This window comes from Candidatus Flexicrinis affinis (assembly GCA_016716525.1).
Lineage (GTDB): Bacteria > Chloroflexota > Anaerolineae > Aggregatilineales > Phototrophicaceae > Flexicrinis > Flexicrinis affinis.
In genome coordinates, this window is sequence record JADJWE010000009.1 from 671397 (window position 1) to 689842 (window position 18446).

Consider the following 18446-nt stretch of genomic DNA (forward strand, 5'->3'; position numbering starts at 1 on the left):
TTGACGGATGCGGTTTCTCGGGGTGCTGCTTCTGATCGGTATTATCGTCGGTGTCGCGGCGGTGATGCTCTTCGTGTTCGACGACAGCGCGGCTGATACACCGTCCGGTGGTCTGACGATTGAACTCAGCTCCGCCCCATTTCCGATGACGATCGGGGTCAATCGGCTTCGTGTGCTCGTCAGCGACTCGAACGGCAGCCCGGTCGAAGGTGCCGACGTGGCGGTGTCCGGCCTGTTGGATCACGGCGGAATGCTGCCACTGCGCGGTGTTCAAGAGGGTGGCCGCGATGGTGAGTACGTGTTCCGCGTCGTGTGGCCGATGAACGGCTCATGGACGATCGACGTCACGGCACAGACGGGCGAGGACTCAGAGGCGTTGACCGAGCAGTTCAGCGCGTACGTCTATGCGCTGCCACCGGAGTACGACAAACCGGCCGCGACCTATCGCCTGATCCGCGAGACGACTGCGGATATGGCTCAAAGCCCCGATAGCGAGCTGTGGATCGTGATCCCGCAAGGGACCTACGACATGGTGCGGCGCGGCCATGACGAACTGCCGGACGACATTCGCCTGCAAGTCGGTAGGCGCGACACGCTCGTGATCCGCAACGACGACATTGTGGATCACACCATTGGGCCGTTCTTCATCCGGTCGGGCGAGACGATCCGCCAGCGCTTCACGCAGGCCGCCGTGTTTCAAGGCGTATGCAGCCTAAACGACGTCGGTTATATCAATATCGTAGTGGAAGGGTAGAGAGGATCAGGTATGCGCGTTTATCGGATGATGGTGTTGGCGCTTGTGGCGCTGGCTGCCACGAGCTGCGGCGGTGCCCCGGCGCCGGCAGCAACACCGAGGGTTCCGCCACCGCCTGCATACCTTGATGACCTGAACGGCGCCGTGTTCGATCCGCCGCGTGTACTGACCGACTTCACGTTCGATTCCACAACGGGCGAGCCGTTTCGGCTCGCCGATCACCGGGGCGAAATCGTGCTGATCTACTTCGGCTACCGCACGTGCCCCGACTTCTGCCCGACGACCTTCACCGAACTGCGGCAGATCTACCTTGAACTGGAAGAGCCTGCCGATCGAGTCAAAGTGCTGTTTGTGACGGTCGATCCCGAGCGCGACACGCTCGATCTGATGACGCAGTACGTAGGGGGCTTCCATCAGGACTTCATCGGCCTGCGCGCAGAGGGCGACCCGCTGCAAAGCGTGATGGATCAGTTCGGCGTCGTGGCGGAGAAGCGTCCGTTGGGCGACTCTCCGCTGGCGTACCTGATCGATCACACGGCGTCGATCTTTCTGATCAACCCCGACGGGCGGCTGATGGTTCAGTATCTGTACGGCACGGATTACCGGCTGATCCGCGACGACCTGCAGCGGATTCTACAGGCCGAAACGTAGTCGCGGGCCATCGCCGGGCGTCGTGTGTTTCTTTCGTACCTTAGGAGAACGACAATGCGTGTAAAGACTCTGCTGGTGGCAACTGTCGCGTTGATGCTGGCGCTGGCGCCGGTTTCGGTGATCGCGCAAGAGGCGGAGACCTGCGAGCTCGTGTATCTGTTTGACGGCTGGGCGCGTGCCACCGTTGAGGGTGCACCCAACAGTGCGGCATACGGCGTGTTAGTCAATCTCGGCAGTGAAGATGATACGCTGATCGCCGCTAGCACCGAGGCCGCCGAAGTGCTCGAACTGCACGAGATGATGATGGGCGAGGGCGACGTGATGATGATGCGCCCGATGGAGGGGGGATTCCCGGTCTCGGCCAACGGCTTCACCGTCCTCGAACCCGGCGGACTGCACATCATGTTGATCAACCTGACCGCGCCGCTGGTCGCCGGCGAGGAGTTAGCGATCACGCTGACGTTCGAAAATGCCGGCGATGTCGAGCTGGTCCTGCCGATCCGCGAAATGCCAGTCGAAGGCATGGACATGGGCGGCGAGGGCAATATGGACATGACCCAACGCGATACGGCGATGGGCAATATGGACGACATGGAGATGATGTGGCCCGAGGCGTGCCGCGGGGTCCACGTCGTCGACCCGTGGGTGAGGCCTGCCGGCCCCGGTCAGCCGACCAGCGCGGCCTACGGCCTGCTGCTGAACCTGACCGACGTGGAAGACACGTTGATCGCCGCCGCCACGGATGCCGCCGAAACGGTCGAACTGCACGAGATGACGATGGGCGCGAACGACATGATGATGATGCGCCCGATCGAAGGCGGGATCGCGGTGAGCGCCGGTGGTCTGGCGGTGCTCAAGCCCGGCGGCCTGCACGTCATGATGATCGGCTTGACCGGCGAGCTTGCCGCCGGCGCGGAAATCGACTTCACGCTGACGTTTGCCGATTTCGGCGAGGTCGAACTGACGGTTCCGGTGCGCGAGCCAATGGCGGGTGGCATGGACATGGGCGGCCACTCGATGGGCGGCGGTTAGCACGGCCCGAACGAACGCACGGAACAGAAGAACTACGCACCCCGTGTCGAAAGGCACGGGGTGCTTTTGTGAATTTGACGCTCAACAATCGCGAAACCGGGTTATACTCGTAGATCAGATGTTCGATACCCGACACGGTCAACCGACATCCAGCCGGTATCGGTCGACTCAAGCGTAACCGTTTCCAGGCGAGAGAAGGAGCAGCATTGCCATGTCCGTTACGTTCGAGAGTGTTCTTCAGCAGGCCGAGGGAATGAACGCGACCGGCATCCCGGTGCCGCCGCATGTGGTCGACCAGTTGGCGTCCGGCAAGCGGCCGAAAGTCGTCGTGACTGTCAACGGCTACGCGTATCGGAGCACCGTCGGAGCGTATGGTGACGTGTTCATGCTGCCGTTTGCCAAGGAGCACCGCGACGCCTCCGGCGTGCAGGCGGGCGATCCGATTACCGTAACGCTGGAGCTGGACTCGTCCCCTCGTACCGTAGATGTGCCGGACGATCTGGCGGCGGCGCTGGCGGCTCATCCCGGCGCACGCGACATATTCGATGCACTTTCGTACACCCTACGCAAGGAGCACGTCCGGCAGGTCGAGTCGGCCAAGGCGGCAGAAACGCGCGCCCGCCGAATCGCGGCGATCGTGGCGAAAGTCACCAGCTGAGCGGGACATACCGCTAGGCGGCGCCATCGCACACGGCACAAAGCGCCGCGAATCCATTGCCTTTTTCGGTGATTCGCGCCATGGTATGCCGATTGTCGCGCCGCCTCTCGGAAGATCGCCATGTCACTCGCCGATATCCTGCGCCTGAACTTGCTGTCCCCCATGGTTCTGAGCTTCGTGCTCGGCGTCATCGCCGTTCGCGTCAAGAGCGACCTCAAGATTCCCGAACAGATCAACAGCATCATCACCATCTACCTGCTTTTCGCCATCGGCCTTAAAGGCGGCTTCGAACTGGCGAGGTCGCCGAGCGAGAACCTATGGGGTACGGCAGCGGTTGCGGCGATCCTCGGCGCGTCGATCCCCCTGTGGTCGTATGTCATCCTGTGCCGATTCGTCAACAAGGCCGATGCCATCTCGCTCGGCATGCACTTTGGCGCCGCGTCCGCGGTGACGCTGAGCGCGAGCATCACGTTTCTCAGGGAAGCGGGGCAGAGCTTCGAAGGCTTCATGCCGACGATGTACGTGGTGTTCGAGATCTGCGCGGTCGTGGTTGGCCTGTCGATGGCGAGCCGAATCCTTGGCGGCACGACCGAGTCGCTGCCATCGGTGCTGCGGTCGTCACTCAGCGGAAAGAGCTTTCTGTTGCTCGGCGGCGGCGTTGCGATCGGGGTGATCTCCGGCGAGTCGGGGTATCAGCAGGTATCGCCGTTTTTCGTCGACCTGTTCTCGGGCTTTCTGACGCTCTTCCTGCTTGAGATGGGTTCGCAAGTGGGGCGCAAGCTGCGCGATGTTGTGAATGTCGGTCTTCCGCTGCTGGCGTTTGGCGTGTTGGCGCCGCCGCTGCACGGGGCCATCGGCGTGCTGCTCGGATCGATCGCCGGGCTTTCTGCCGGCGGCGCGATGATCCTCGGGACGCTGGCCGCCAGCGCGTCGTACATCACGGCACCCGCGGTGGTCGGTAGCAACATGCCTCAGGCCAACACCGGACTGTCGCTCACGGCCTCGCTGGTGATCGTGTTCCCGCTGAACCTGATCGTCGGTCTCCCGATCTACTTCGAGCTGGCCCGCGCACTGTCGAACGTGTTCTAGCGCCACATCCGCCGCACCTCGCGCCAGATGATCTCGCCGTCGATGTGGGGGAGGGGCGCGCGCCAATTGGTCTTAACATTGGTGCATCGCAATCTTAGCGCCGCCGGCTATAATTATCCCCAATTACGCACACTTGGGGACTGACCATGGCGACCCGATTTCTTGTTGTCGTTAGCATGACCGTATCTTTAGTGCTGGCGCTCGCGTTCATTCCGCAGGCCCGCCCGTCTGAACCCGTGACGCCGGAGACGGCCGCCCATGACGGCGTCGATATGGCGGTCATTCCCCTGTACTTCGAGGAGAACCTCGGCCAGTCCGATGCACAAGTGCGGTACCTTGCCCGGGCGCAGGGATACAGCTTGTTCCTGACCGATAACCGGATCGCTTTCAATCTCGTGACGGAGGAATCCTCGTCCGTCAGGACGGCTAATCGCCCCGCTGCCGCCGCTGACCGCGCGGCGAGCCACGAGCCCGAGCACGTTACGCGGACGTACGGGCTGTACCTCGATTTCGTCGGAGCCAATGAGTCCCCGGTGTTGACCGGAGAAGAGCCGCAGGGCGGGATCACCAGCTACTTCCGAGGCAAGCCAGAGGAATGGGTGACCGGAGCGCAGCACTTCAGCAAGATCCGCTATGGCGAGCTGTACGCCGGGATTGACGCGGTCTTTTACGCCAGCACGCAGCAGATCCAGTATGACTTTATCGTTGCGCCGGGCGCGGATCCCGCGCAAATACAACTTCGTTTCGATCCTGTTGACGGCATTGCCCTAAATGATGCCGGTGACTTGAACCTCATCCTCGGCGACCGAACGCTGACGATGCGCGCGCCGTATTCGTACCAGACGAACGATGGTGTCGACTACCCGGTCGAAAGCCGCTTCGTAGTGGATGACGGATTGGTCTCGTTCGAGGTCGGCGCGTACGACGCGTCCCAGCCGCTGGTGATCGATCCGGTCTTCGCGTACGCGGGCTACTTCGGCGGAGGACCTAGTGGTGTCGCTGTCGATGCGGTTGGTCACATGTACGTGGCCGGTGGGATATCGGGAGCCTCGTCAACTTTTCCGCCAACGGGTGGCCCCTACGTCACACCCAGCTTCGGGACAGATGCATTTGTCGCCAAGCTCAATCCAAACGGAACCGGTGTGATCTTTGCAGGTTACATCGGCGGAGAGGGTACGGACATAGCCAACGACATCGCAATCGACGCAAGCGGCAACGTGTACATCGGGGGTAATACGAACAGCTCTGAGCTAACCTTTCCCGTTTCTGTTGGGCCCGATCTGACGTTCAACGGAATTGGTGTGACTGCGACTCGAGCGGACGGATTCGTTGCCAAAGTGAGTGCCGATGGAACGTCATTGATCTACGCGGGATACATCGGCGGCAAGGACTCGGACTGGGTCTATGGTATCGCGGTAGATGCTGACGGGCATGCGTACGTTACTGGGACCACATTCAGCAGTCAGAGCACGTTTCCTGTACTCATCGGACCAGATCTGACCCGAAATGGTGACTATGAGGCGTTCGTTGCGAAGGTCTCGGTCGACGGATCAAGCTTGATCTACGCGGGTTACATCGGCGGCGGACAGGATGACGGCGCAGCGGACATTGCCGTTGACTCCGACGGAGCAGCGTATGTTGTCGGCTACACGTACAGCACGGAAGCAACATTCCCAGTTAAGGTCGGTCCTGATCTGACATACAGCTACAACCCGTTCATCTTTCCCGACGCTTTTGTGGCAAAGGTTAAGAGCTCAGGCAAGAAACTGGCGTATGCCGGCTACTTCGGAAGCTACAGAGCAGATCAAGGCACAGCAATTGCGGTTGACGCCCAAGGTCGCGCGGTCATCGCAGGGGTATTCGATTGGGGCACCGACCTGGATGCGTTCATCGCCAAAGTCAGCGAGTCGGGTTCAGCCTATCTCTTCGCGAACGTCTTGGGGGGGCTCAAGGATGAGAGCGTCGGGGGAGTTGCGCTCGACTCATTTGGCAATATATATCTGGTAGGAACAACCAGAACGACCGATGGAACTTTCCCGACATTTATCGGCCCAGATACCACCCACAATGGTAAGCGTGAGTCGTTCGTGTCGATGATCGACGCAACTGGCAGCTTCCTGTTCTACTCTGGTTTCATCGGTGGCGCAGAGGATGACTACGGTTACGCAATCGCCGTCGATCCAATCGGCGATGCCTACGTAGTTGGACATACCGCAAGCTTGCCTTCCTCGTTCCCGGAATATGTCGGGCCGTTCTTATCGCACACGGGCGGGGGCCGAGGTTACGTTGCCAAAGTCAGTAACTTCATCCCGATAGACACTCCCAACATCCTCTTGAACGGCGGCTTTGAAACAGAAGGAGCATCCTCCGCTGAGAACGCCCTTCACTGGCTTAAGGATGGGCTGTTGCCGAGCGACAAACGCAAGTGCGAGAAGGTTTCGGCTCGTTTGACAGCGCCAGAAGAATCATGCGTATTTCAATTCAAAGCCGATGCCGCGAGTACATCCAAGCGCAAGCTCTATCAGAACCTGACGCCGACCAATCTGGGCAACAACCGAGAGCAATTGGCGATCTATGCCTTGGTCAATGGGAAGTCCCTTGGGCAAGGTTCCAAGATCACCGTCAAGGTTAAGTACGCGGACGCATCGACTGAGAAATTCTCAACACCTATTCCTGGCGGATCGTATGACTACTTGCCGGTATTCGCATCGATGCCGCTCAACAAGACGGTCGCGTCTGCGAGCGTTACGATCAATGTGAAGCCAACGCCGGGGCGGCTACGTGTCGATGATGTGCAGCTCTTGGTTGTCGGCGGTGAGGCTGTACCACGAACTACTCAGCGCCTGCCGATACTACCGCTGCCGGAAGCGCCGGCCGGGTTCCGCGGGACGAATTCGATGACCCTGCGTCCGCTGGCACTTGAGGGCAGCATCCAGCGGTAACTTCGTGTGGATTCCGGTGAGGGGTCAGCGGCGGGCCGCGCGTGCCCGCCGCACCTCGCGCCAGATCACCTCGCCGTCGATATGAGGGATAGGCAGCAGCGCGCCAAACGCGAAGAACAGGTTGCCGACGGTGAACAATACGGCGTAGTGACTGCCGCTCGACGCCCACCAGATCAGGCCGAGCGCGCCGAGCACCAGGTTCATGATCGGCCCGCCGAGCGCGCGGTTGAGATGCACAGTCGGCGCAAGTTGGTCCGGATCGGCGCTATAGCGCGTCTGAATCGCCAGTGGGATAACCCGCAGTTCGGTCATCGGCGGCTGAACGCGCTTGCTGCTGATGACGTGTCCGACGGTGTGCAGGATCGGGAAGCTGTGGATGATCAGCGTATACCCGAGCGTGATGACGATCAACTCGCCCAGCCCCTTCCCGAGGTGGAACAATACGGCGAGGATCGCGCCGAACACCAGTTTCGAGACCACGAACTGCCACGCCTGCCGGCCTAATGTGACCGGGATGCCCCAGAACGTGAACAGCACCGGGTACTTCAACGTCGATTGAGCCATGCGTTCGCCTCCATCCCTCGTGTGCAAAGCATACCACGACCGTCGGGCAAGTCGGTGCGAAGGTGGTGTCTCAATCGCCAGAAATCGGTCCTTGAGCGGCGGCTCGAACCTGTTTCCTAGCGCGTGCAGCTGATCGGCTCGAAGCGCAGCTCAGCGGGATAGTCGTCGCCGCCCATGACGGTGACGGCCTGTACCCCGGGCTTCAGGTCGATCGACAGTCCCTCAACGATGGCCCCGGTGCATCCGTAACAGTCTTGGCCGTCAACGGGCTGGCCACCCCAAATGAAAACACTGTCACGGGCAGCCTTCGGGTGGGACGAGGTCAGCGTTGCCCGGAAGTCGCAGCGGAACGGGGCCTGAACTCGCCACGTTAACTCATAGCCGCTTTCGACCTGGAACTCCTCAACATACACCTCATCGGTCAACTCGATGAAGCCCATGCTGCGTTCAAGGTCGCAGGCGAGGAGTGCCAATACGAAGAGTGCGAGGGATAGGGGCAGTCGCATTAGTTGTTTTGTACCGTCCAGTATTCTCGACTAGATACACGCGGCATGGCGCAAACACTCACGGTCGGATGCGGAAGCATTGTCGTGTGCGGTATGAATGACGGCCAGCAACAAGGAACCGCCGGTGCATCCACCGGCGGTGACAGACTGTAGACGCACGATCACACTTTCTGTAGTAGCTCTGGCTGACCTAGAACCCTACAGTGCTGTACTCCACGCCCGGGAAGGACGCCGCGTCCGGTGCAAGCGCCGCGCGAGCATCGGCATCGCCTTTGAGCTCGGCCAGCAGGAACGCCACCGTGTAATGGTTGATGAGGTCGTGTACGCGCGCCTTGTCCCACACGGGATCCATGCACACCCACGGTCCAAAGATCGCCACAACGTCCGGCGAGTCCTCACACGATGCGCCGGATATCATGTGCTCGCCGCCCAAGAATGTGACACGCACCTTCTCTGCACTGCTCGCATATTCGAAGGACGGCCCGGTTCCCCAATCATACAATGTGCCGGTATCGGCCGTGCCGCCCAACACCATCATTGGAATGGTTATCTCGGCGAGCCCGGCCTGATCGAACATGAACGAGTCGCCTGCCATGGAAACGATGACATCTACTCGCGGATCGCCGAACGATGGCCACAACCCCTCCGGCACCGGATCAAAGCCTGCAAGCCGCGCCATAGCGGCTTCATTGCCAACCATTGGCTTGCATAGACCTTGCGCGAAGACGTCATCCTCAGGGACGGCGGCACAACGCATGTTCATCGCAGCGAAGTCAAATCGTGCACCAGCGATGGCGAGCGACGTGTATCCGCCGAAGGAATGGCCGGCGACCGCGATGCGGTCCATATCGAACCAGCCTTCGAATTCACCGCCGGTTCCGGTCAGGTGCTCGGCAAAGTCGAGGGCCGTTGTGACGTCCCGTGGCCGTTTGATCGCACTTTCGGGAATCGCGGAGTAGGTGTCATCGAAGAGCTCGTGGTGTTCGATTCCGATCACGGTGAACCCGTGGGACGCCCACTGCTCGACCACGGGAGCATAGAAGGCCGACCAGACCGCAAATCCATGAGAGAAGACAATCAGCGGGTAAGGGGCGTCTGCCAGGTTGACCGCGGCGTTATGAAGTGCATGACCCTGTGTATGCAGGTCCAATGGCTCGGTGATGGCCGCAATTTTCAAGTCCACGTGATAGGCGAAGGTCTCACTCAGTCCGAATGGGTTGAGCGCCGGATACCAGAGGTGCGCTTTGATCGGATTGTCCGGGTCCTTCGTTATCAAGAACTCGCGATATCCCACCCAGTACGGTCCGTGCAGCGCATAAGGCGGCGCGTCTTCGCGCTCGCCGACTTGCGCAGGAACGGGAACATCCTGTGCGGCAACCGGCACCGCAACCGCCAGGACGAGGAGAATGAATGCGAGACTAGCCAAAGACAAGATTCGGCCACGCATAAAGTACCTTTCCTTTCGACAGGAACAGCAAAAGCGGCGTTACCCAACACACGGGTAACGCCGCACGAACACTCGGACTAAGGTAATGGAGTCGAAACCGCGTACGACATGGGACAATCCCTCCGGGTTCGCCCACTATCTCTAGCGTACGCCGGTCGTCAGTCGGGTGATAGCACCATCGGCCGCGATTCCAAACTTGTCTTGAGGCGAAAACCGTGCACATCAGCGCGGCTCGATAGGTCCATCCGCACGCCCAGACGGGCATACAATGAAGACAGCGGACGAGCAGCGTCTCGATACGCCACACGAAGTGACATCGCACCCCTGATGGGAGGTTACACATGGCAGCAAAGCGCAAGTTCACGGTCGACGAAGCCCGGTCAATCGGAGAGCAGTTGGGAATTCAGTGGACACAGGTGAACCTCGAGCAGTTTCGTCGTGGTCTCGAAGTCGAATTGGAACACGGAGTCCGTGACCCGGAGACGAACGTCACCAGCGACGACGTACTGCTCACCGGCAAGATTGCATGGGCGCATCTGAAGGAAATCCACGATTACTACACGCGTCTCGACCGGATGGAGAAAGAGGCCGACGCCGAACTAAAGCGGTCTGCAATGTAGCGCGTTCAATCGAAACAATAACCGCCGGCGATTCAGCCGGCGGCGGTGTGCTGGGGGACCTGGACTCGAACCAAGATCGACGGGGCCAGAACCCGTTGTTCTGCCATTGAACTATCCCCCAATGGTCGCAACAGAGTATCACGACTCCGGCTGGCGATCAAGACTGAATCACCCGATCTGTAGGGATCACAGGCGGCGAAGAAGCAGCTTCACGCAGTCGTCCATCGACATCGTCCCCGCACGCTCAACGGCCGAACCGAACGCTTCGTCACCGATGTGTTCGCGCACACGCGCCAGCAGCGCCGACGCGCGATATCGCTCGACCGCGAACCCCTGCGGGTTCTCGATCTGACGCGCCAGCAGCGCGCCGGCGTCGGCGGCACGGCCCAGCGCGAACAGTAAACCTGCTCCGCTGATCACGACTGAGACCATTACGGCGGGGAATTTCGACCGCTGCGCGAACGCCACTGCATCGCGCAGCATCTGCCGTGCGTCGTCGACACGGCCCACGCCGCGGTACGTCTCCGCCAAACCCTGCATGACCAGCGCGATGAACTCGCTCCGCAGCCCCTCATCCCAGATGTACGAGTTGCGCACACGGCTGGGATCACGCAGCAGCGTCAGGCCACGATGCAGGTGTTCGAGCGCTTCTTCATAACGCTTGAGCATGTGCATAACGCGCCCGCGCAAGGCTGCCGTAAGCGCGATCTGGTTGAAGTCGGTGGCGCGCTCCGCCATGATCTGCATGGCTTCGAGCAGGGCATCGGCGTCGACAAGGTTACGCTGGGCCAGCTTCACCAGTACGATTCCCGCTAGCGCGATGCTCATGTCTTCGAGGTGGCCGACGTCCTCGGCCGCGATATAGGCATCGCGGAACGTTTCCTCGCACGGGCCGAGTTTTCCAAGCGCCCACTCGCAGCGCCCGCGCAAGATCAGCGCAGATACGCGGTATTCCGGCATCTGCAGCCTGAGCGACAGGTGCACCAGTTCCTCGGCCAGCTCGGACGATTCGGCGAACTTGCCCTCGAAGAACGAGATGCGAGCGCGCATTTCGAGCGAGGTTCCAACTTGCGCGAGATTGTTGGCGTCGCGATACAGTGCGTACGCCTCTTCGGCAGCGGCGCGGCCCTGTTCCAACTGGCCGACGACTGCGCGGGTCAGCGCGGCTTTGAGCAGCGTCGATCCGACACCGAGTTGATTGCCTACCTTGCGGTGCAGAGCGGCGGCCTCTTCCATCATCGGCAGACCGCGGTCGAAGTCTTCGACCAACGTAGCAAGGTGGCCGCGCTCCTCCAATACGTGGGCGCGCAAGTACGAGTCCCCGAGCGATTCGAGGATCGAAAGTGCTTCGTCGGCGGCGAGGATGCCCATCGAGATGTCGGTCTGGCGCGACTCGAGGCGGAAGTACGACGATACGGCCAGATTCAGCAACGCGTGGGCGCGATCCCACGGCGAGCCTAACGCGATAAACTGCGCGGCAGCCCGCCGGAAGAATTCTTGACTGGACGGTGCATGACCGAGAATACGCTCGACAAGGCCGATGCAGAAGTCCATCCAAGCCCGATTCTCCGGATCACGCGAGCGCATCACGGCATCGCGCATGGCCGCCAGATGTTCATACGCGGACGCGACTTGCCGGAATATCGTACGATAGACAGTTGTCCAGCCGTGAAGCCATGCCAGGGCGCGGTCGCGGTCGGGGTCGGGAGGATGCTGGTAGAGCAAGTCGCATATTTGCTCAAACAGCGCAATGCCCTCGATGTACTGCGTACGCATGTCGAAGAAGATGCCCATGCTGTGGATGCAGTCGGCCAGCGGCGTAAACCGGCCGTTACTCGCGGCCCACAGCCATGCGGCGCGGACATTCTCGCGGTCGGCGTCGATGTCCTCCCATCGTTCGAGCTGGCGGCTGGATTGCAGATCTCGCCGCGACTGCACGAGCGCCTCGATGTAGTACCGGCTGTGTTCGGCGCGCATGGCATCCAATTCGCCCGCGGCCTCAAGCTGCTCCTCGGCGAACTGGCGCATCAGCTCGTGAATCTGGTAGATGCCGGTGTCGGCGTCGCGGCGCAGCAGCGACTTATTGACGAAGGTCATTAGCTGCCGCAACGACACGCCGGTGACAGCTTGGCCGGCCTGCCGGGTGAACCGGCCGCGAAACACCGCAAGGCGAGAAAAGCCCTGCTGTTCTTCGGGCGTAAGCAGTTCCCACGAGTGACCGAAGACCGCGCGCATGCTGCGGTGCCGTTCCGGCGCGTCATGCGCATCGGTGCCGAGAAAGTCGAGGTCGCGGGCGATTTCGGCGGCGATCTCAGGCAGCGACAGGACCTCGACCCAGGCGGCCGCCAGCTCGATGCCCAACGGCATGCCGCGCACAAGCTTGCAGATTTCGACCATGGCGCTGAAGTCGATGGGCCGAAGCTGGAAACCGGGCATGCTGCGCCGCGCGCTCTGCACGAACAACTGGATGGCGCTGTATTCCGACAGGTCGGCGGTCAGGGTTTCGGGGAAATCCATACCCTCGATCGTCATCAGTGTCTCGCCGGCAAGATCCAAACGCGTGCGCGACGTTGTGATGATTTTGACGGCCGGCGCGGCGTGCAAGATTTCGGTGATGAGGTCGAGCTCGCCGGTGAGGTGCTCGCAGTTGTCGAAGATCAGCAGGGCGCGTTTGTCGTTCCAGAAGTCGAGAAGCTGCGACTTAGGCGACTCGCCCTGATAGAACTGAAACCGCGCGCCATCGGCGATAACCGTGAGCAGATTGTCGATCCCGCTGACTTGCGTGAGGCCGTAGAAGTACACGCCATCTGGAAACAGGTCGGTGTGCGTGACCTGCCTATTGATAGTGCGCATGCCGGCCTCGGCGGCAAGACGGCTCTTACCCATTCCACCTTGCCCGACGAGTGTGATCAAGCGTTGGTGGGGGTCTTCCAGCATCTTGCCCAGCGTGCGCAGTTCACCTTCCCGGCCCACAAACGGTGTCGCTTGTGCTGGAAGATTATGCCGCTGCTGGACGGCGGTCGGCGGCTGGAAGCGCTGGCCGAGGCTAGTTCGTACGCCGGTCGAAATTGGTGTGGCCTGTGCGCGCTGCATCACCGTCTCAAGCTCGGCGCCGACCAAGCGGGCGGACGGTATGCGGTCGGAGGGTTCCTTCGCCAACATCCGGTAGATCAAGTCGACGAGTGCTAACGGTGCGTCAGGGCGCAGTTCCTCCAAGTCTGGCGGCGGATTGATCAGTACGTTGAGCATCAGGCTCGGCAGGTTTTCGGCGCTGAAGGGGTGCTGCCCGCCGATCATCTCGAACAGGATGACGCCCAGCGCCCAGATGTCTGCGCGCTCGTCGCCGCGCTGGTTGTTGAAGACCTCCGGCGGCAGGTAATCCGGCGTGCCGATGGCGATTCCGCCGCGCGTTACACGGTCGCGCTCGCCCAAATACGCCACGCCGAAATCGGTTAGCCGTGCGCTGCCGTCCTGCGCGATCAGGATGTTGGCCGGTTTCAGGTCGCGGTGAATAATGCCGAGGTAGTGGGCGCGGGTGAGGGCATCGGCGACCTCGATGGCGATGCGGGCCGCGCGGCTGATCGGCATTTTTGGCTCGCGCTTCAAGACGGCAGCCAAGTCGTCTCCCGCCACGAAGTCCATGACAATGTAATGCTCGCCGTCCCGCTGAAAGGTGTCGAGCGCCTGAACGATGTTCGGGTGATTGAGCTGGCGCAGGGCTTCGGCCTCACGCGCGAATCGCTCGAACACCTCCGGCTGATAGCGCGCAAGATCGCTCCGCAGCTGCTTGACGGCGACGATGCGGTCCACAAGCGTGTCGTGGGCGCGGTGAACAATGCCCATGCCGCCAGCGCCAAGGGTCGCTTCCAGTCGGTAGCGATCTGCGAGCAGTGTCATGTTGGCCGTTCGATCCGTGTCCGGGCCCGCAAATCGATTGTAGCGCAGGGGAAGCCGTTTGTATGTTGTGATCTGCTTAAGTGCTAGGGAGCTGCCGCAGCGCAAGGATCGCAATGTCGATCGCTGCGAACGGATCGTCTGCGGGGCCGCAGCGGATAAGCACGTCATTGGCGCGCTGTAGGTCGCATGCATAGGCCGGCGCGCCAGCGACCACCGTTCCGGCAAGGCGCGCGGCAAACGCCGGGTCACGATCGACAAGCAGCCATGCGGCGGTCACGACGACCTTGCTCCGGTGCGCCGGGCTATGTGTGGTGTCGACGGCATCGGCGGCAATCTGCAGCGCGCGCAGGCCGCGCTCGATGCGCCCCTCGGCGGCGCTCACTTCGGCGTCGAGCAGGTGCGCCTCGACCGACCACGTCGCCATCATCCACTCGTCGCTGGTGTATCCGATCTGCCACTGAAGCCGGTCGGTAAAGTAGTCGAATGCCGGCTGAAGTTCCCGGCGCGCACCCGCAGTATCGCCGAGCGATAACTCGGCACTTGCCAAGAGCAGCAGACCGGCGCCGACCGAGGTAACGTCGTGCGCGCCGGACGACTGATTGTTCGCCCCATGCAAAATCGCCCGGGCGCGCTTGGCGTTGCCCGAGAGCAGCACAGCCTGACCTTTACGGTTCAGCGCGAAGGCGGCGTCCTCCTGATTCCCGATGTCGTTCGCCAGTGCCTCGGCGCGGTCGCACGCGTCGACCGCCTCGTCATAGCGGCCCAGCGCGGTGAGTGCCTGCGCGCGGCTGAGCTGGAGCGTCAGCTCCCACTCGTGATGCGCGGTGCCGCGCACGCGATCTAGCCCCTCGCCGCAGCGCTGCAAGCTGAGCGCGAAGCTGCCTTCGTTGAACGCGAGCCGAGCCAGCACGAATTGCGACCACACAATCGGGATCAGCGCGCCGATGTCGCGCTTGATCCGCAGAGATTGCTCGAGGTGTTCGCGGCTGTCGGCGTAATCGCCCAGCATCATCTCGCGCACGCCGATGTTGTTGAGCGCGTGCGCCTGTCCGTACCGGTTGCCGATCCGCTGGAACAGTGCAAGGCTCTCGGCGGTACACTGCGCGTCCGATGCCGCATCCCCGGCGTATGACGCGATCGTGCCGAGGTGCAGCAGCGTGCTCGCCATACCAAACTGGTCGCCCAGCGCGCGCTGGATCGCGAGCGCCTCTTCGGCCAACGTGCGCGCCTGCTCGACGTTGCTGCTGTGGGCCTCCGCGCGATACCAGTACGTCGACGACAATTCGGACAGCGCGCGCGCATGCGCCCAACGTTGGCCCATGTCGCGCCAAATCTCGGATGCAGCACGCAGGTCGGCCCGCCCGTCCGAAGGATTCTTCAGGGTGAGGTGGTTGAACCCACGCGCGAACAACAGCGGAGCACGTTCGTTCTCCTCCGCTTCGTTCAGCAGCGCGGCAGCCTCGCCCAACATCGCATCCGCGGCATCTGCGGCATGCAGCACCGTCGCGAGCACCGAGCCGTACGCGAGCACCCGCCCCAGAGCGGCATCGCGTTCGGGCGAAGCGGGGTGACTGCGAAGCAGCGTAATCGCCTGCTCGAACAGCGTCTGACCGACCTCGTACAGCCCGCGCATCTCGGCATACTGCCACAGCACCGGTGCTGCGTCGCGCATCAGGGCGGGTTGACCATGACGCGCCCCGAACAGCCATGCCGCACGCACGTTTTCGAGGTCGCTGTCGATGTCGCGCAAAGCGTCGATCTGCGCCGAACCTTCGAGGCGTGGCCGGATGTCGCGCAGCGATGCGAGATAGTAAGCGCTGTGGCGCGCGCGAACGTCATCCGCGTCACCGGAGTTGTTCAGGCGGTTTTCGGCATACTGCCGCAGCAGTTCGTGGACGTGGTAACTGCCCTGATCGGGATCGCGGCGCAGCATCGACTTGGTGACCAGATTTGACAGTGTGCGTAAGCTGGCCCCGGCGACCGTTTGCGCCGCGTTCCGCGATAGGCCACCGCGAAACACCGACAGCCGTGTCAGTAGTGTGCGCTCGTCTTCGGTGATCGTCTGCCAAGACGTGTCGAACACGGCGCGCATGCTGCGGTGACGATCGGGTACGTCACGCAGGTCGGACTCGAGAATGTCGATACTGCGCGAAAGCTCGTCTGCAATTTCCGCGACCGACAGAGTCTGCATCCAGCCTGCGGCCAACATGATCGCCAGCGGCAGACCGTCGACAGCCCGGCAGATGCGTGAGACCTGCTGCAGGTCGTCCGAACTCGGGTTCCAGCCCGGATGAACACGCCGTGCGCCCTGCAGGTACAGCTTGACAGCGTTGTTGGATTCCAGCGCCGCGCCGTCGGCCGTATCGCCCGGCAGGTCGAGGCCGGTCAACGCATAGACCGACTCCGCCTGAAGCTGTAAGCGTTCGCGGCTGGTCGCCAGCACCTTGACGCTTGGTGCCGCGCTGAGAATGTCTGCGATCAGCGGCGCGCCGTCGAGAACGTGTTCGAAGTTGTCCATGATCAACAGCATGCGCTTCTCGCGCAGATAGTCGAGCAGCTGCGCCTTCGGGTCGCCTTCTGCGGTGAACTGGAACCCAAGCGTGTTGGCGATCGTCGGGAGCAGCGGCTCGGCAGACAGCAGCGGCGCCAGCTCGACCAGCATGATCCCGTCGGCGAACACATCCGGTGCCGTCGCGCGATGGCGCTCCAACAAGTTGTTGGCGACGCCCAGTGCAAGGCGAGTTTTGCCCATGCCGCCCGGGCCGACGATTGTGATCAGGCGCGTCGCCGGGTCGAACAAGGTCTGAGTCAATTCGACAAGCTCGGCGTCGCGCCCGATCAGCGGCGTCGCCTGTCCGGGCAGGTTCTGTCTGATCGACGGTGCGGGCTCCGACTCCGGTGAAAAGCGCGTCGCGGCGAGTGCAGTCGGGCGATCGCGGATTCCGGCGCTACCGGTCAACGTGTTTGCGATCGCTTCCAGTTCTGCGCCGACAAGCCGCGCGCTGCTGACCCGCGCTGCGGCGTCCTTTTCCAGCATGCGTTCGATCAGATCGACCAGCGCATCGGGGCACTCGGGCCGCAGCGCCTGCAAGTCGGGTGTCGGGTTGATCAAGACGTTGACCAACAGCATGTTGAGCGACGTTTCGTAGAAGGGGTGCTTGCCTGCGAGAGCCTCGAACAGCACGACGCCGAGGCTCCACAGATCGCTGCGTGGCTCGGACGTGCCGCCATTGATGACTTCCGGCGCCATATAAGCCGGTGTGCCGACGGTGATGCCCTGCCGCGTCATGCGGGCTTTCTGTTCCCAGTATGCCACGCCGAAGTCGGACAGCTTGAGCGTTCCATCGCCATCGAGCAGGATGTTTGCCGGTTTCAAGTCGCGGTGCACGATGCGCAGGTAATGGGCGCGGGTGAGCGCGTCCGCCAGACCGATTCCGATATCCACGACGCGATCGACGGGCAAGCTCGCTTGCTGTACCAGCACATCCGACAGGTCGGGGCCGTCGACGTAATCCATGACGATGTAATGGTCGCCATCCTGTACGACGTGCTCGTGCATGCGCACGATGTTGGGATGGTTAAGGGCGCGCAAGGCATCCGCTTCGCGCTGGAATCGCTCGGCCAGTTCGGGCTGAAGCGCAACGCGCCGACCGTCGAGGCGCTTGATGGCGACGCGAGCCTCCGTTTGCCTGTCTGTACCGAGGAACACCGTACCCATGCCGCCGCTGCCGATCTCGCGATCCAGCGTGTAACGGCCGGCAATAAGCGCCGCCGGTGCGTTAAGGCTATCCATGGCGAAGCACGCTGTTGGCTTCGTTCATGAGCTGATCGAGCGACATCATGCGGCCGCGTTCGAGCGCCGCGTCAAACTCTTCGACAGACAGCAGCGGCTCAATGCGAACGACGATGGCAAGCGCCGGCCGTTGGTAGAATGCACCTGCCGCCGGCGACGACATCAACGCGCCGCACCATTCGAGCGCACGCAGCGGATCGCCACGCAGCAGCAGCAGCTCCGCGACGCCGCTCAACGTGCGCAGCGTAATGCGCGCCCCGCCAATGCGCTGCGCCGCGCGCATCGCCAGCCACAGCCGTTCGCGCGCGCTGGTCAGGTTGCCGACCCGCAGCGCGATGTTCGCCAACGTCGAGTGCGCCAGCGTGATCGTGTCATAGCGGTTCATTTCCATCCACGTGTACGACAGCCGCTGGGCTGAATCGTCGGTGAGGTACTCGAGCGCGTCGATGAGGCTGCGCTGCGCCTGCTCGTACTCCTGCGTGTCGAGCAGGAC

At 62.1% G+C, this 18446-nt stretch carries 13 protein-coding genes and 1 tRNA gene; 7 read left to right on the forward strand and 7 right to left on the reverse strand.

From position 1 onward, the window contains the following. Positions 1-7 precede the first annotated feature (7 nt). The 6 genes from IPM16_22140 to IPM16_22165 all read left to right on the forward strand — a co-directional run bounded on the left by IPM16_22140 (position 8) and on the right by IPM16_22165 (position 7126). Complete coding sequence (locus IPM16_22140) at positions 8-754, forward strand: FixH family protein (protein MBK9125808.1); 747 nt, start codon at positions 8-10, stop codon at positions 752-754. 12 nt (positions 755-766) lie between these two features. Next, the gene (locus tag IPM16_22145; protein ID MBK9125809.1) at positions 767-1405 is read left to right on the forward strand and encodes an SCO family protein; all 639 of its coding nucleotides are present in this window, start codon (positions 767-769) and stop codon (positions 1403-1405) included. 54 nt (positions 1406-1459) lie between these two features. After that, positions 1460-2437 carry a copper chaperone PCu(A)C gene (locus IPM16_22150; protein ID MBK9125810.1) on the forward strand — a complete coding sequence of 326 codons (978 nt, stop codon included), beginning with the start codon at positions 1460-1462 and terminating at the stop codon, positions 2435-2437. A gap of 211 nt (positions 2438-2648) precedes the next feature. Next, positions 2649-3095, forward strand: a complete 447-nt coding sequence (locus IPM16_22155) for a DUF1905 domain-containing protein (GenBank protein ID MBK9125811.1) — start codon at positions 2649-2651, stop codon at positions 3093-3095. A 120-nt stretch (positions 3096-3215) separates the two neighbouring features. Then, complete coding sequence (locus IPM16_22160; protein ID MBK9125812.1) at positions 3216-4184, forward strand: sodium-dependent bicarbonate transport family permease; 969 nt, start codon at positions 3216-3218, stop codon at positions 4182-4184. Positions 4185-4330: 146 nt separating this feature from the next. Continuing rightward, positions 4331-7126 (forward strand): SBBP repeat-containing protein, encoded by a 2796-nt coding sequence (locus tag IPM16_22165; GenBank protein ID MBK9125813.1) that lies wholly within the window; start codon positions 4331-4333, stop codon positions 7124-7126. A 24-nt stretch (positions 7127-7150) separates the two neighbouring features. Here the strand turns inward: IPM16_22165 and IPM16_22170 are convergent, their stop codons facing one another. From IPM16_22170 to IPM16_22180, 3 genes are all read right to left on the reverse strand, one after another. Beyond that, positions 7151-7690: a hypothetical protein gene (locus IPM16_22170; protein MBK9125814.1), complete on the reverse strand. Its 540-nt coding sequence runs from the start codon at positions 7688-7690 to the stop codon at positions 7151-7153. Between the two features lie 116 nt (positions 7691-7806). After that, positions 7807-8196 (reverse strand): hypothetical protein, encoded by a 390-nt coding sequence (locus IPM16_22175; protein ID MBK9125815.1) that lies wholly within the window; start codon positions 8194-8196, stop codon positions 7807-7809. A 190-nt stretch (positions 8197-8386) separates the two neighbouring features. After that, positions 8387-9643 (reverse strand): hypothetical protein, encoded by a 1257-nt coding sequence (locus tag IPM16_22180; protein ID MBK9125816.1) that lies wholly within the window; start codon positions 9641-9643, stop codon positions 8387-8389. 341 nt (positions 9644-9984) lie between these two features. On the opposite strand from IPM16_22180, the gene IPM16_22185 reads away from it, so the two are divergent. Next, the gene (locus IPM16_22185; protein MBK9125817.1) at positions 9985-10263 is read left to right on the forward strand and encodes a hypothetical protein; all 279 of its coding nucleotides are present in this window, start codon (positions 9985-9987) and stop codon (positions 10261-10263) included. Between the two features lie 50 nt (positions 10264-10313). Here the strand turns inward: IPM16_22185 and IPM16_22190 are convergent. The 4 genes from IPM16_22190 to IPM16_22205 all read right to left on the reverse strand — a co-directional run. Next, positions 10314-10384, reverse strand: a tRNA-Gln gene (locus IPM16_22190). Between the two features lie 65 nt (positions 10385-10449). Beyond that, complete coding sequence (locus tag IPM16_22195; protein ID MBK9125818.1) at positions 10450-14160, reverse strand: protein kinase; 3711 nt, start codon at positions 14158-14160, stop codon at positions 10450-10452. Positions 14161-14236: 76 nt separating this feature from the next. Then, complete coding sequence (locus tag IPM16_22200; protein MBK9125819.1) at positions 14237-17953, reverse strand: protein kinase; 3717 nt, start codon at positions 17951-17953, stop codon at positions 14237-14239. After that, a partial coding sequence (locus IPM16_22205; protein MBK9125820.1) for a hypothetical protein occupies positions 17946-18446 on the reverse strand: 501 nt, incomplete at its 5' end. The genes IPM16_22205 and IPM16_22200, both read right to left, overlap by 8 nt.

Bases quoted from the DNA above. Each gene is read 5' to 3' on its own strand.
- IPM16_22140 (MBK9125808.1), top strand. From the start codon at position 8: ATGCGGTTTCTCGGGGTGCTGCTTCTGATCGGTATTATCGTCGGTGTC.
- IPM16_22145 (MBK9125809.1), top strand. From the start codon at position 767: ATGCGCGTTTATCGGATGATGGTGTTGGCGCTTGTGGCGCTGGCTGCC.
- IPM16_22150 (MBK9125810.1), top strand. From the start codon at position 1,460: ATGCGTGTAAAGACTCTGCTGGTGGCAACTGTCGCGTTGATGCTGGCG.
- IPM16_22155 (MBK9125811.1), top strand. From the start codon at position 2,649: ATGTCCGTTACGTTCGAGAGTGTTCTTCAGCAGGCCGAGGGAATGAAC.
- IPM16_22160 (MBK9125812.1), top strand. From the start codon at position 3,216: ATGTCACTCGCCGATATCCTGCGCCTGAACTTGCTGTCCCCCATGGTT.
- IPM16_22165 (MBK9125813.1), top strand. From the start codon at position 4,331: ATGGCGACCCGATTTCTTGTTGTCGTTAGCATGACCGTATCTTTAGTG.
- IPM16_22170 (MBK9125814.1), bottom strand. From the start codon at position 7,690: ATGGCTCAATCGACGTTGAAGTACCCGGTGCTGTTCACGTTCTGGGGC.
- IPM16_22175 (MBK9125815.1), bottom strand. From the start codon at position 8,196: ATGCGACTGCCCCTATCCCTCGCACTCTTCGTATTGGCACTCCTCGCC.
- IPM16_22180 (MBK9125816.1), bottom strand. From the start codon at position 9,643: ATGCGTGGCCGAATCTTGTCTTTGGCTAGTCTCGCATTCATTCTCCTC.
- IPM16_22185 (MBK9125817.1), top strand. From the start codon at position 9,985: ATGGCAGCAAAGCGCAAGTTCACGGTCGACGAAGCCCGGTCAATCGGA.
- IPM16_22195 (MBK9125818.1), bottom strand. From the start codon at position 14,160: ATGACACTGCTCGCAGATCGCTACCGACTGGAAGCGACCCTTGGCGCT.
- IPM16_22200 (MBK9125819.1), bottom strand. From the start codon at position 17,953: ATGGATAGCCTTAACGCACCGGCGGCGCTTATTGCCGGCCGTTACACG.